Below are 14,163 nucleotides of genomic sequence, written 5' to 3'. Positions count from 1 at the left end.
ATCAAATCATGAGTGACAATCAAGCATTTTTAGATCACATTAACAAAGGGTATACTACCAAGGGAGATTTTCTTACTATGGGAGCAGCAATATATAATGGAGAGACCATTACAAATGCACACGTAAAAGTACCTCTAAAAACGCTAAATCGCCATGGTTTAATTGCAGGGGCAACGGGAACAGGTAAAACCAAAACTCTTCAGGTAATTGCAGAAAATCTAAGTGAACAAGGAATACCAGTACTTTTAATGGATATCAAAGGAGATCTTAGCGGAATTGCAGCAGCAAGCTCAGGGCATCCCAAAATTGATGAACGTCATGAAAAAATAGGCATTCCTTTTGAAGCTAAAGAATTTCCTGTAGAGATTCTTTCTCTTTCTGAACAAGATGGTGTTCGTCTTCGTGCAACCGTAAGTGAATTTGGACCTGTTTTACTTTCAAGAATTCTTGATGTTACTACAACTCAAGCGGGAATCATATCGATTATATTTAAATACTGTGATGATAATAAATTACCCCTTTTGGACCTAAAAGATCTAAAAAAGGTATTACAATATGCTACGCAAGAAGGTAAAAAAGAACTAGAAAAAGATTACGGAAGAATTTCTACCGCATCGACAGGTGCTATTCTAAGAAAGATTGTCGAACTGGAGCAACAAGGTGCAGATCAGTTTTTTGGCGAACGCTCTTTTGAGGTTCAGGATTTATGTAGAATAGATGAAAATGGCAGAGGGATAATCAATATTATTAGACTAACCGATATCCAAGATAAACCTAAATTATTCTCAACATTTATGTTAAGTCTTCTTGCTGAGATATATGGCACATTTCCTGAACAAGGAGATAGCGGACGACCAGAGCTAATCATATTTCTTGACGAAGCACATTTAATTTTTAAAGAAGCTTCTAATGCATTAATGGATCAAATAGAAAGTATTGTCAAATTAATCCGATCCAAAGGAGTTGGGCTTTATTTTGTTACGCAGAATCCTACAGATGTTCCTGACGGAATTTTAAGCCAATTGGGATTAAAAGTACAACATGCACTTAGAGCATTTACTGCCAAAGATAGAAAAGCCATCAAACTCACTGCTGAGAATTATCCTATTTCTGAATATTATGATACCAAAGAAATATTGACCTCTTTAGGAATTGGAGAAGCATTAATATCCGCTCTTGATGAAAAAGGGCGCCCTACTCCATTAGCAGCTACGATGCTTAGGGCTCCTATGAGTCGCATGGATATATTAACGGATGATGAATTAAAGACATTATTAAAAAAATCAAAACTTATACCTAAGTATAACGAAGAAATTGATAGAGAAAGTGCTTATGAGCTTTTAAATGAAAAAATAGAAAGTGCAGAAGCCGAAGAAGCAAAAGCTGTTGCCAAAAAAGAAAGAGAAAAACTAAAAAGAAGTTCTTCTTCCAGCTCTAGAAGCAAAAGAACCAGTACTACAGAAAAAGCTATTATAAAAGTATTGACTAGCGCTACTTTTATTAGAGGCGCTTTGGGTGTACTTAATAAGTTATTGAAATAATTTACGTTACTATTAAAATGAAATTATTTAATCAACTTATCATGATAAAAAAAATTATTCAAGTCTTTGCTATTTCATTAGTTGTTTTTAGTTGTCAGAATGACAAAAAGCAAGACCCTTTTGAAATCACTACTAACAGAATAGGACTATTAACTAATGAAATACAAGTTAAAGAGTTGGACTCTATTTTTGCAAAAGACTCTATTGCAAAAAGAACTCCAGGAGATCAGTCTATCGGTTATGCAAACGAAATAGAAATCTATGAAAAAGGAGGTACTAAACTCTTAATTCTGGAAACTGATGAAAAATCAAGTCCTAGTTCTATTATCAAAAGTATTGAAATAATTGACCCGAGATATAAAACCCCAGCTGGGTTATCTTCTAATGGAGTTTTTAAGGACATTAAGGATCATTATAAAGTCTCAAAAATCAATAACACATTAAGCACTGCTGTGATATTTGTAGATAGTATTCAGGCATATTTTACTATAGATAAAAAAGAATTACCTCAAAAGTTTCGTGGCACCACAGATATCGAAATAAAAGAAGCAGATATACCTGATTCTTCAAAAATCAAGAATTTCTGGATAAGTTGGGATAACAATTAAAGGATAGAAGAATGCAAAAAAAATATAGTATCCAAAAATCACCATTTGTTGTACCTACTACTGATGGAAAATTAATTGAGGAACATTTTGGTAATGCAACAGATCAAAACTCTCAAATTAGCATTGCCCATATGATTGCTCCTCCTCATTGGAGTGAACCTTTTCAAACACCCGAATTTGATGAATACACCTATATTATAAGAGGCAAAAAACAATTTACAATCGAAGGAGAAAAAATAATATTAGAATCCGGACAATCTATAAAGATTGAAAAAAACACAAGGATTCAATACGCTAACCCTTTTGATGAAGAATGTGAGTATCTTGCCATTTGTCTTCCGGCATTTACAATGGAAGCTGTACATCGCGAAGATGAATGAAAGAAAAATTAAAAAAATACCTCCCGCTACTTATTGGAAAACAACTCCAACTCCTGTTCTTTTTTAATCCAAAAAAAGCTATTCACAAAGCGTATATCCTATTTTGCACTCCCAGAAAAGGAAAAGTTTTACCAGAACAAGAGTACTTTTTAGAAGAAGCAGAAGATGAGGTCGTAGTGGTTGATGACACCTATATCCAAACCTATAGATGGTCTAATCTTGGAGAAACCATATTGATGGTTCATGGGTGGGAAAGTAATACACATCGTTGGAAAACACTTATTCTAAAATTACAGGAAGAAGGTTACAATGTCGTTGCCTTTGATGCACCAGCACACGGAAATTCTTCTGGTAAATTATTAAATGTACCATTATACACAGAATGTCTTCAAAAGATTATAGAATTATATCGCCCCAATCATATTTTAGGCCATTCTGTAGGAGGAATGACAACCATATTTCAGCAATATCTGTATCCAGATCAGGAAATAGAAAAATTAATTGTACTTGCCCCTCCATCAGAGTTATCCAGAATTATGCAAGATTATCAAAAAATATTAAGGCTCTCTTCTAAGTTTATGACTGCCCTAAATCAATATTTTAAGGATAAACACGGTTACTATTTTGAAGAATTTTCTGCTTCTGATTTTGCAAAAAGCTTAAAAGCTCCAGGTTTGCTTATTCATGACATCAATGATCAAATTGCACCATATACAGAAGCTCAAAGTATTAATAAAAACTGGAATGGAGTTCAATTTATCTCTACAGAAGATTTTGGTCATTCGTTATTCTTTGATGAAGTAGACACTATGATTATTGACTTTTTAAAAGCCTAAGTTTTAATAAATTTAATAGTATAGCTATATTGTCTTCCTACTTGTTCTATACCTTCCTACTCGTTCATATTTGCTATTAAAATAAACAATTATAAAAATATCTTTTTCAAAAGAACACTTCCCTAATTGATATCTATTGTTCACTCATTATTGTTTTCTTCAAAACTATCTTCAATATAGATTTACAATAAATTGAAATCATGAAAAATATAATTTATATCTTATTAGTCTTCTCTAGTTCTTTTGTAACAGCTCAAATCAGAGGAAATGCAACAATTATTTCCAGGCAAAATGTAATGGTTCCTGCAGAATTAGCAAATGCTGATATTTACGGAGGTCAAATACAACAATTCAGGCAAAAAAACCTAGTACCAAACCCTATAATAACAATCGACACCAAAGTATTAAACAATATCGTTGCTGATTCTTATACTGCGATTTTTAACATCGTGCAAATTGGAAAAACTTCACAAGAAACTAATACACTTATGAAAGAGAGAGTCGCAAAAGTAAAAAAGGAACTACAAAGTAAAGGTGTTTTAGAAGAAGATGTTATTATCGATGTAATATCATTTGTTCCTATATATGAAACGGTTGTAGAAAAAAAACTATTCAGCAAAAAATACAATGAAGTACCTAAAGGTTTTGAATTACAACAAAACCTTCATATAAAATTCACTAATGTAAATCAGTTTGAAAAAATACTTTCTGCCTGTGCAAATAATGAGATTTACAATCTTGTCAAAGTAGATTACTTTATAAATGATATCCAAGCCGTATACAAACAACTACGAGCAGAAATTCTGAAAACTTTAAAAGAAAAACAACAATTTTATACCGATTTAGGTTTTGACTTAACATCATATGAACCAATAATTGCAGACACCAAGTATTGCCATTTCCCCAAGGAGTTTTATAAGAATTATCAGGCTTTTAATAGCACTTCTTTAGAAACATTTAATAAAAAACAAGGAATCGTAACAGCAAAAAAACAAACTACATACTATTATGATCCTATCACATATAAAGATTATGATATGGTCATAAATTCTTCAATAGTAGAACCTGTTATACAAATAGGTATGGAAATAAAACTACAATATACTCCAAAACCAAAGGAACAAAAGCCAGTCGAGAAAGAAATTATAAAACCAAAATACTTTTTAATTTCACCAGATGGAAATGTTAACATCAAAGAATTACAATTGAACTAATAGCATCATGATTTTATGACAACCATCATCTTTAAATACTATCTTTGTATATTATTTAAATTATATGTCTGAAAAAACGTTCACAAGACTTAATAAATATCTTAGCGAGGCAGGGTATTGCTCTCGTCGCGAGGCAGATAAGCTAATAGATCAAAAAAGAGTAACCATTAATGGAGAAGTTCCTTTAATGGGAACCAAAGTTTCATCAGATGATATCGTACATGTTGATGGAGAATTAATTAATGGTCCCAAGGAAAAACATGTTTATCTCGCTTTTAATAAACCCGTAGGTATTGTTTGTACTACATCGCAGGAAGAAAAAGATAATATTATTGATTATATCAATTACCCCAAACGTATTTTCCCAATAGGAAGATTGGATAAACCTAGTGAAGGCCTCATCTTTTTAACTAGTGATGGAGATATTGTGAATAAAATTCTTAGGGCTAGAAATAATCATGAAAAAGAATATCTGGTCACTGTAAATAAGTTGATCAGTCCAGAATTTATAAAAAGAATGGGGAACGGAATTCCAATTCTTAATACAGTAACCCGAAAGTGCGAAGTAGAACAGATTAATAAATATGATTTTAGAATTGTATTAACACAAGGACTTAATCGGCAGATTCGTAGAATGTGTGAATATTTAGGGTATGATGTAGTACGGCTAAAACGAATCCGGATTATGAATGTAATACTAGACGTTCCGGTGGGAGAATGGCGAGATTTGACAGATGAAGAATTACGTATCATTAATACCGATGTAGGGGATTCTAGCAAAACAGAAGAGGCTTCAGTGATAAAAGAATCAAAACCATCACGTCACAATAATCAGTCAAAACAAAATTTCAGAAATAATTCCAAAAGAAAAACATTTCCTGAAAAAGATACTTCTAAACCAAGAAGCAGAAGACGTAGAGATCGAAGAAATTAAATCTTATTATTGTTGTTAATTATATCCTAATTTCGTCTTCTTAAAGTTTATCACTTTCTCAAAATAAGTAAATTACCTTACTAATCAATCTATAAACCAAATGGTAAGGTCTGTTTTCTTTCTGTTTTTTTTATTTAACATCACCGCATGGGGTCAAACTGAATATGAACCTTCTGAAGCATATCCCTTTGGACAACCTAATCCAAATGCTCCTAAAGAAATTCTTGATTTTGCTCCTCTCATCGGGGTATGTGACTGCTTATCTCAAACTCGAAATCAAGATCAAACATGGGCAGAGCCCGTTAAAATGACCTGGGAATTTAAATATATCATGAACGGAATGGCGGTTCAGGATCAAACCAATAAAGCAGATGGTAAGCATTCTGGAAGTATCCGGCAGTTTATTGCGGATAGTAGTAAATGGTACGTACATTATTACTCCTCTGCAAAACCTACGACCGTTTTATCTGTCTGGGAAGGAAATAAAAAAGAAGGGAAAATTGTTTTATATAAAAAACAAAAAGCTCCCAATGGTATAGATGGCTTCTATAAACTTAGCTTTTATGATATTAATAATGATAGCTATAAGTGGATAGGTGAATGGGTAGACACAAAAGAAACTATTTCTTTTCCAACATGGAAAATTGACTGTAAAAAAAGAAAAAATACTCAAAAACTTTCTGATGAAGAACAAATTAAAGCCGCGGCAAAAGCGTTTTCTGCATCCTACCTAAAAAAAGATTATGAAGCTTTAGCAAAAGCCTATACCAATAATGGCAAAATTTTCCCTACAAATGTTCCTATCATAGAAGGATATGAAGCCATTAAAAAACGATGGTCAGGATCATCAGGATATACTCCTATAGAACATGAGATCATCCCTGAGGAAATTGTAATTCTTGGTGATACAGCCCATGATTATGGAATATATAAGGGGAAGAATAAAAATGATGATGGTACCGAAATATCATATAAAGGAAAATACGTAGTCATCTGGAAAAAAAGAAACAACGAATGGAAAATGTATCTGGATATATGGAACAGAATAAAAGATTAATCAGAATTCATTTTTTTAATAAATACTTACTAATTCTACCTTTACAATGAGCATATTATCTCCATTTCATCTTGCAATTCCGGTACATGATTTACAAGCAGCCAGAAATTTTTACAATACCATTCTAGAACTTGAAGAAGGTCGAAGTAGTGATCATTGGGTAGATTTTAATTTTTTTGGTCACCAACTCGTGATTCATTATAAACCCAAACTCAGTTCTGAAGATAACTATAGTAACCCTGTAGATGGTAAAGATGTTCCTGTTCCCCATTTTGGAATTATTCTCGAGTGGGAAACCTGGGAAAGTCTCGCAGAAAAACTTATCGAAAAAAAAGTGCAATTTGTAATTGAGCCTTATATTAGATTTAAAGGAGAAACTGGAGAACAAGCTACAATGTTTTTTTATGACCCCTGTGGCAATGCTTTAGAATTTAAATCTTTTAAAGACAGTTCCTTAATATTCCAAAAATAATCTATTAAACGAATAACAAAAAAATCCGTTTAACATAAAATTATGAGTTTTTGGACTTTTTTAGTATATTGATGATAATTCTTAATATAAAAACAACACTAATATAGACTATAAAATACTCTCCATCTATGAAAAATACAAGTTTAATAATCTATACACTATCATTACTATTTGCTGTTAGTTGTGGCGTCCCTCAAGAGGAATTTGATAGACTAAAGAAGGAAAACGAAAATTTAAAACAAAAGATTGCAGAATGCCAACTCACACCCCATCAAATTCTTGAGCAAGCAAATGAATATTATGACAATTTGGATTATACCAAAAGTAGAGATCGATTAAAAGCTTTGGTTGAAAAATTTCCTAATTCGAGTGAAGGTAAAAAAGGTAAAAAATTATTAAAAAAAGTAGAAAAAGAAATTCTTGCAAATGCTGAAGCTTTAGAAAAAGAAGATCAGAAAGAAGGCAATAATGAAGCCTACCAAAAGGCACTTTCTAATATGAAAAAGAAATATGATGTAGCTAATGAAGTAACTTGGTATTCTGATAATTCTTCTACTCAATCAAATGATAAGAGTTACATTCAGACATATATTGGTAAAAAAGAAAAGCGCAAACCTTGGTTAGGGTTATCTATAAATCATTTTACCAAAAAAGATTGGTTATTCATACAACGAATGGAAATAGATGTGGACGGGAAAACTTTTGAAATAGAAGAGGCTACTCCAGGAGAATTTAATTCAAAAGAAGAATCTGGCGGAAAAAGAGAGTGGTTAGATCGAGTAATTAAAGAATTGGATATGCCAATGATTAAAGCTATTGCTTCTAGTAAAGTAGCTAAGATAAAATTTGTTGGTAAAGACGATTTAAACACAAAGACGATAAGTAAAGCTGAAAAAAAAGCAATACAAAATGTTCTTGATGCATATAATGCCTTATTAAATGTAAAATAATCTTTTTCCTTAGACAATCGTTAAAAGTTTAGTTTTTCTGTAATTACAGGTACTTTGTTAAAGGTTTACTAAGAAATTCTCACTATATTCCGCCCCCGGAATAAATAGAAAAAGAAAGATGGATTTTACTAGCCCCTTGGTCTACGGAGTACCTTGTTTTTTAGGTCTAATTTTATTGGAATTAACCTATAGCAAAACTCATGACCATAAGAATTTATACAATTGGAAAGATTTAACAGCAAGTCTCACTATGGGTGTTGGATCTGCTATATTAGGTCCTCTGATCAAAACCGTTTTTTCAATTGTCCTTTTTCATTTTGTTTATGAGTTTTTCAATCCCGAAATCGACGGAATTCGAACTAACATTATGGGATGGAAATCTTTTGGATATGCATGGTATGTTTGGCTTCTATGTCAGCTTGCTGATGATTATACATATTATTGGTTCCATCGACAAAATCACATGGTAAGGGCTTTATGGGCAGCACATATTGTACATCATTCCTCTGATAACTTTAACCTTGGTACCGCAGTACGTAATGGATGGTTTACTCTCTTATATAAACCACTATTCTATATGTGGATGCCAGCGATAGGTTTCCCTCCAGAAATGGTAGTGGTATGCCTAGGAATTGAAGCATTATGGCAATTTCAACTTCATTCTGTCTATATTCCAAAAATGGGTTTTATAGAAACAATATTTAATACGCATACCATGCATCAGGTACATCATGCCAAAAATGTAGAATACATGGATAAAAATCATGGTGGATTTTTAAATATTTTTGATAGAATATTTGGTACCTGGAAACCATTAGATGAAAATATTGAAATACAATATGGTGTTACTCATGCCCCAAACTCATATAATCCCTGGGTAATCCTTACTCATGAATATAAAGACATTTGGAATGATACCAAAAAATCCAAAAACTGGTATCACAAATTCATGTACATATTTGGCCCTCCTGGATGGAGTCATGATGGAAGTACACTTACCGTAAAACAGATGCAAAGAGAACTTAAAAAACAAAAAGCGTTATAAAAATAACTATATTTAAAGTTCTCAAGAATACTTACAATTATAGTTATGAATTTTCAGCCTATTATAGATGAGCAGCGTCGTTTTTTTGATACGAATACTACGAAAGATATTCAATTTAGAATCAATGAATTAAAACGATTAAAAAATGTTTTAAAGAAAAATGAAGCATTGCTTTATTCATCTATTTACAAAGATTTCAAAAAATCTAAATTTGAAACTTATGTGACTGAGCTATCTATAATTTATCATGAAATTGATCTTGCTTTAGTAAACGTTAGGAAATGGGCAAAAAAAAAGAAAGCTTCTACAGGATTAACTAATCTTCCTGGAAAAAGTTATATCATACCAGAACCATATGGTACTGTACTAGTCATTGGAGCATGGAATTACCCATACCAATTGTCTCTTTGTCCTGCCATAGCAGCAATTGCTGCCGGTTGTACTGTTATTCTTAAACCTAGTGAACTTCCGTCCAATACTGCGGCTGCAATGGCTCAACTTATTAATCAGAATTTTGATCCTTCTTTTTTTAAAGTAATAGAAGGCGGAGTGCAACAAACAACCGAATTATTACAAATTAGATTCGACAAAATATTCTTTACCGGAAGTTTACCTGTAGGAAAAATTGTGTATCAAGCAGCTGCAAAACATCTTACTCCTGTAACTTTAGAATTGGGAGGAAAAAGTCCAGCTATTATTACCAAAGATGTAAATATTAATATGACTGCAAAACGTTTGGTTTGGGCCAAATATTTAAACGCTGGGCAAACCTGTATCGCTCCAGATTATGTTCTTGTTGATTCTAGTATTCATGACTCCTTATTAACCGCAATGAAAGCGGAGATCGAAAAAGCAGCTTATCATGTTGATCACCATAACTATACTCAAATCATTAATGACAAAAATTTTGATCGACTTAAAGATTTAATAGATAAAGAAAAAATATATGTTGGTGGAGAATGTAACGTAGAAGAACGTGTTATATCGCCTACAATTATGAAAAACGTAGAATTCTCTGATAAAATAATGAAAGATGAAATTTTTGGACCTATTCTTCCTATACTATCTTTCAAAACCATAGAAGAAGCAATCGAAAAGGTAAAAACATTATCCAAGCCTCTTTCTTGTTATGTATTCACCAAAAATAAGACCATAAAAAATAAAATCCTAAATGAAATTTCTTTTGGAGGAGGAGCAGTAAATGATGCCGTAATGCATTTTACAGAGCAGTCACTTCCTTTTGGAGGAGTTGGTGATAGTGGAATTGGAAATTATCATGGAAAATATGGATTCGAAACATTCTCTCATTATAAAAGTATTCTGCAAAAACCATTTTGGATAGAACTCAATTTAAAATATTCTCCATATAGTGACAAAAAACTTAAATGGTTAAAACGAATTATTGGATAATACAACGTCAATAAAACGACTCACAATTATTTAACAAAATTAAAATCAAGCTTTTAAACTTTTGTTAAACATAGAATTTCTTAAAAACAAATAAAGAATAGAGGTCCAAAATATTGTATATTAGAATACACAATTCTGTATTTTTAATTTTTATTTTAACAATCTTATACTAAAAATTTACTTTGTTCTTTTATCATTCTGTATATCATTCAATTCTAACCTATTTTTCTTAAGATTTATCTAAAAAAAATATAGAAATATAATATTGAATATCCACTTTTAAAACTTAAAACCATGAAAAAATTTGAGCAATTAAAGCAATCTAATTATCGCCGATTAGAACGTAAGGAGACCACTAGTATTATTGGAGGAACAAATTGTTTTGAAGTTAGAGATGCTTGTAGACAATCATGTGCCTCTCCATCGAGGCCAGAGTTTTTTGATTGTTTTATTCCATGTCTTGCTAATGCAGGGTGTTATGCTTAGATCCATACGTTTCTGAGGAATTATATAGCATCTCTGATCTGAAATAAAAAAAGAGTCATAGTTTTATGAAATTATGACTCCTTTTTTATTATTTTAACTTTAACTCTGTAATTTGAAGTCTTTAACCTCTAAGAGATTCAATATATATTGTTCTACCTCTTCTGTATCCCAAATAGTTTCGATATTATTCATCTGCATGACTTTACTCATAATTTCTGCCTGCTGATCTCCAATCTTAAGAGCTTCTGCATATGGTCTATGACTAAATGTGACTCTGGAGTAAAGTGGCAACCATTTTTCTGGATATTTTTGAGAAAATCGCTTCTCAATTTTCTTTCGTAGAAGAAAATCCGGATCTGCCGTTTTACTACTCATTTCTATAAAATTGCGATATGACAGCTCTGCAATAGCATCGGCATTAGACTTTCGGGATTCTTGATAGGTTTCAAAAATATCTTGCCAATTGTCATCTCCCAATTCTTCTATAATATCATCTAAGACAGAAATATCCTCAAAACCAGCATTCATTCCTTGTCCATAAAAAGGAACAATTGCATGAGCCGAATCTCCTACCAAAGCGACTTTATCCCAATATGACCAAGGATAACATTTTGTAGTTACTAAGGCACTAGTTGGATTATTTCTAAAATCTTCTAATAATCCAGGCATCAAATCAAGAGTATCGGGAAAATTAATTTCCCAAAATTTCTTAACTTCATTATCATTGGTTAACATTTCGAAAGAGTCTTCTCCTTCATGTGGCATAAATAAAGTACATGTAAAACTACCATCCAAATTTGGTAAAGCGATGAGCATAAATTTACCTCGTGGCCATATATGAAGTGAATTTTTATCTAGTCTATGGGTTCCATCTAAATATGCGGGAATACCAAGTTCTTTATATCCTGTATCCAGAAATTTTTGAGAATAATTAAATCTACTTCTTCGTTGCATCTTATGTCTAACCCTGGAAAAAGCACCATCGCAACCAAAAACAATATCATATTGATATTCTTTCCATTCACTTTTTTCTGTTTCTCCAGTATAAATCTTTGCTTCGGGTAAATTTATATCCCAGACTTTCTCGTTAAACTTAAAAACCACCCCAGCATCTTCGGCAAGGGTAATCATTTTTCTATTTAAAATTCCTCGTGGAATAGAATAGATAGCTTCTCCATCATTACCATAATGTTGATGATAAATTGGCTCCCCTGTTAAATGCATTGTACGTTTATGCATTGGTATAGATAATTCTCTTACAGTATCGCCAATTCCAATTTTATCCAAAGTTTTCCATCCTCGTACTGACATAGCCAAATTAATAGAACGACCACTAAACTCTATAGTTCTTATATCAGGTCTTCTATCAAAAACTGTAACTTCATACTTGCGTTTTCTTAAGTATATAGCGAGTAATGAACCTACAAGTCCACTCCCTACTATTGCAATATTTTTTGTTTGCATACATTAATTGCTATTAACAACCGTTGGAATAGTACATACAATCCTGAAGAAGATTCGAGTTTTAATGCATCCAACAGGGTCTACTTTACTTTTATAAAAGTATATGCAAGCATCAAAACCTTCGGTAAATGTAACGATTATTAGTGAATTAAGGACATGATCATAAGGTATAAGTTACCAGATACCCTACTGTTCTTGCAATCAAAATTTACAACCTTGCCTTAATTTCAAAAATCAAAGGATATAATTTATCTTTTGTTACATACATTCCCTTTTTATTTTTAACCAAACCAGGAAATATTTCATAAGGTGATCCATCATGCTCATTTAAGGATTGGATAGTCAATCCTGCTTCAGAAAGAGAAGAGATTACCTCTCCCAATCCATGATTCCACCCAAATTCTTTACTAACCATTTTAGAACTCTCATCAGCATAAGTGCCTTGATATTCTTCATAAATAACCTCTTTTTGATGATAACCATATTTCATAACAGGTTTTTCCTCTAAGTAATCAAACATCCATACAATAGGGTGAAATTCTACCATATAAAAAGTTCCCCCAGGTTTTAGACGTTCGGCAATCATTTTACCCCAGGGTTTCAAATCCGGCAACCAACCGATAACACCATAACTTGTAAAAACAATGTCAAATTTATCCTTAATATATAGAGAAGTATCCAGTACGTTACAACTCACAAATTCTGCATTAAGATTTAACTCAGAATTTAAGTTCTTTGCCAATTCTATTCCTTTTTCGGATAAATCAATACCAGTACATTTTGCCCCCATCCTACTCCAACTAAGGGTATCTTGACCAAAATGACATTGAAGATGTAATAAAGATTTTCCCGACACATCTCCTAATGCTTCTATTTCATAATATTGCAATGAAGTTTTTCCATTTTTGAAATCCTCGATATTATAAAAATCACTTGCAGCATGAACAGCCACTTTTTCATTCCATGTCTGTTTATTGGTTTCAAAATATTCATCGAATTCTTTAGACATTACTTATGAGTTTAATTAGATTTGAATGGTAATTTTATTTCTTTATAAATATAATGAATCACTATACATTACAAAATCTTACAGAAATGCCTTCTCGGCATAGAGCTAACCTTATAAATAGTTGTACAGGTTATAAATCATGCAATTTAATTGCTACCAAAGGCAAAAACCAAATCACGAATGTGGCAATTTTTAATTCTATTGTGCATATCGGAAGTAATCCTCCAATGTTAGGTTTTATACTTAGGCCAACAACTGTTCCTAGAAACACATATAGAAACTTAAAAGAAAGTGGTTTTTTTACAGTGAATCAAGTGCAACAGGATATCATTGCTGATGCGCACCATACTTCTGCCAAATATGACGAAAGTATTTCTGAATTTGACAAAACAAACCTTGACCCTGTATATCTTGACAATTTTTATGCTCCTTATGTAAAAGACAGCCCTATACAACTAGGATGTAAGTATGTTAATGAATATTTCATAAAAGAAAATGATACTATTCTAATCATAGGTGCTATTGAGCATATTTATCTTAATGAAGATATCATACATCCTGATGGATGGGTTCAATTAGATAAAGCTAAAACCGTATCTTGCATTGGACTAGATGGATATGCTTTACCAAAGCTATTAGAACGTTTTCAATATGCCAAACCAGATCAAGAAACAAAATCGCTACATATTGAACCTAAAAATAAAGATTCTTAATTTTATAAAAACCTTAAGAATTAACCCTTTGACAAGTATTGCAA

The 14,163-nt window shown here is 32.0% G+C and carries 15 protein-coding genes; 13 read left to right on the top strand and 2 right to left on the bottom strand.

Annotated elements, in window-relative coordinates:
• Positions 1–8 precede the first annotated feature (8 nt).
• The 12 genes from DK442_RS05140 to DK442_RS05085 all read left to right on the top strand — a co-directional run bounded on the left by DK442_RS05140 (position 9) and on the right by DK442_RS05085 (position 10,933).
• Positions 9–1,541: a helicase HerA-like domain-containing protein gene (locus DK442_RS05140; protein ID WP_109434792.1), complete on the top strand. Its 1,533-nt coding sequence runs from the start codon at positions 9–11 to the stop codon at positions 1,539–1,541.
• 41 nt (positions 1,542–1,582) lie between these two features.
• A complete protein-coding gene (locus tag DK442_RS05135) occupies positions 1,583–2,149 on the top strand; it encodes a hypothetical protein (RefSeq protein WP_109434873.1) in 567 nt (188 codons plus the stop codon).
• Between the two features lie 11 nt (positions 2,150–2,160).
• On the top strand, positions 2,161–2,529 hold the full coding sequence (locus DK442_RS05130; RefSeq protein ID WP_109434791.1) for a cupin domain-containing protein: 369 nt from the start codon (positions 2,161–2,163) through the stop codon (positions 2,527–2,529).
• Positions 2,526–3,365: an alpha/beta hydrolase gene (locus DK442_RS05125; RefSeq protein ID WP_109434790.1), complete on the top strand. Its 840-nt coding sequence runs from the start codon at positions 2,526–2,528 to the stop codon at positions 3,363–3,365. Before DK442_RS05130 ends, DK442_RS05125 begins: the two co-directional genes overlap by 4 nt.
• Positions 3,366–3,565: 200 nt before the next feature.
• The gene (locus tag DK442_RS05120; protein ID WP_109434789.1) at positions 3,566–4,579 is read left to right on the top strand and encodes an SIMPL domain-containing protein; all 1,014 of its coding nucleotides are present in this window, start codon (positions 3,566–3,568) and stop codon (positions 4,577–4,579) included.
• Positions 4,580–4,643: 64 nt separating this feature from the next.
• Positions 4,644–5,513 (top strand): 23S rRNA pseudouridine(2604) synthase RluF, encoded by an 870-nt coding sequence (gene rluF / locus DK442_RS05115; protein ID WP_109434788.1) that lies wholly within the window; start codon positions 4,644–4,646, stop codon positions 5,511–5,513.
• Positions 5,514–5,613: 100 nt separating this feature from the next.
• Positions 5,614–6,570 carry a DUF4440 domain-containing protein gene (locus tag DK442_RS05110; RefSeq protein WP_109434787.1) on the top strand — a complete coding sequence of 319 codons (957 nt, stop codon included), beginning with the start codon at positions 5,614–5,616 and terminating at the stop codon, positions 6,568–6,570.
• Positions 6,571–6,616: 46 nt separating this feature from the next.
• Positions 6,617–7,042 (top strand): VOC family protein, encoded by a 426-nt coding sequence (locus DK442_RS05105; RefSeq protein WP_109434786.1) that lies wholly within the window; start codon positions 6,617–6,619, stop codon positions 7,040–7,042.
• Between the two features lie 128 nt (positions 7,043–7,170).
• Positions 7,171–7,992 carry a hypothetical protein gene (locus DK442_RS05100; RefSeq protein WP_109434785.1) on the top strand — a complete coding sequence of 274 codons (822 nt, stop codon included), beginning with the start codon at positions 7,171–7,173 and terminating at the stop codon, positions 7,990–7,992.
• A 118-nt stretch (positions 7,993–8,110) separates the two neighbouring features.
• Positions 8,111–9,037: a sterol desaturase family protein gene (locus tag DK442_RS05095; protein ID WP_109434784.1), complete on the top strand. Its 927-nt coding sequence runs from the start codon at positions 8,111–8,113 to the stop codon at positions 9,035–9,037.
• Between the two features lie 45 nt (positions 9,038–9,082).
• Positions 9,083–10,447, top strand: a complete 1,365-nt coding sequence (locus DK442_RS05090; protein WP_109434783.1) for an aldehyde dehydrogenase — start codon at positions 9,083–9,085, stop codon at positions 10,445–10,447.
• 294 nt (positions 10,448–10,741) lie between these two features.
• Positions 10,742–10,933 (top strand): hypothetical protein, encoded by a 192-nt coding sequence (locus tag DK442_RS05085; RefSeq protein WP_109434782.1) that lies wholly within the window; start codon positions 10,742–10,744, stop codon positions 10,931–10,933.
• Positions 10,934–11,032: 99 nt separating this feature from the next.
• Here the strand turns inward: DK442_RS05085 and DK442_RS05080 are convergent, their stop codons facing one another.
• Together DK442_RS05080 and DK442_RS05075 are read right to left on the bottom strand one after the other, a co-directional pair.
• Positions 11,033–12,397 (bottom strand): NAD(P)/FAD-dependent oxidoreductase, encoded by a 1,365-nt coding sequence (locus DK442_RS05080; RefSeq protein ID WP_109434781.1) that lies wholly within the window; start codon positions 12,395–12,397, stop codon positions 11,033–11,035.
• Between the two features lie 208 nt (positions 12,398–12,605).
• Positions 12,606–13,406 (bottom strand): bifunctional 2-polyprenyl-6-hydroxyphenol methylase/3-demethylubiquinol 3-O-methyltransferase UbiG, encoded by an 801-nt coding sequence (locus DK442_RS05075; RefSeq protein WP_109434780.1) that lies wholly within the window; start codon positions 13,404–13,406, stop codon positions 12,606–12,608.
• A gap of 53 nt (positions 13,407–13,459) precedes the next feature.
• Here DK442_RS05075 and DK442_RS05070 point away from each other — a divergent pair, with 53 nt between their 5' ends.
• The gene (locus tag DK442_RS05070) at positions 13,460–14,119 is read left to right on the top strand and encodes a flavin reductase family protein (protein WP_109434779.1); all 660 of its coding nucleotides are present in this window, start codon (positions 13,460–13,462) and stop codon (positions 14,117–14,119) included.
• The last annotated feature ends 44 nt before the right edge of the window (positions 14,120–14,163 follow it).

Origin of the sequence: Aquimarina sp. AU119 (assembly GCF_900312735.1) — a bacterium.
Classification (GTDB): Bacteria; Bacteroidota; Bacteroidia; order Flavobacteriales; family Flavobacteriaceae; genus Aquimarina; species Aquimarina algiphila.
The sequence above is the reverse complement of the archived record's forward strand: the minus strand, read 5'-3'. Positions and strand labels throughout refer to the sequence as shown.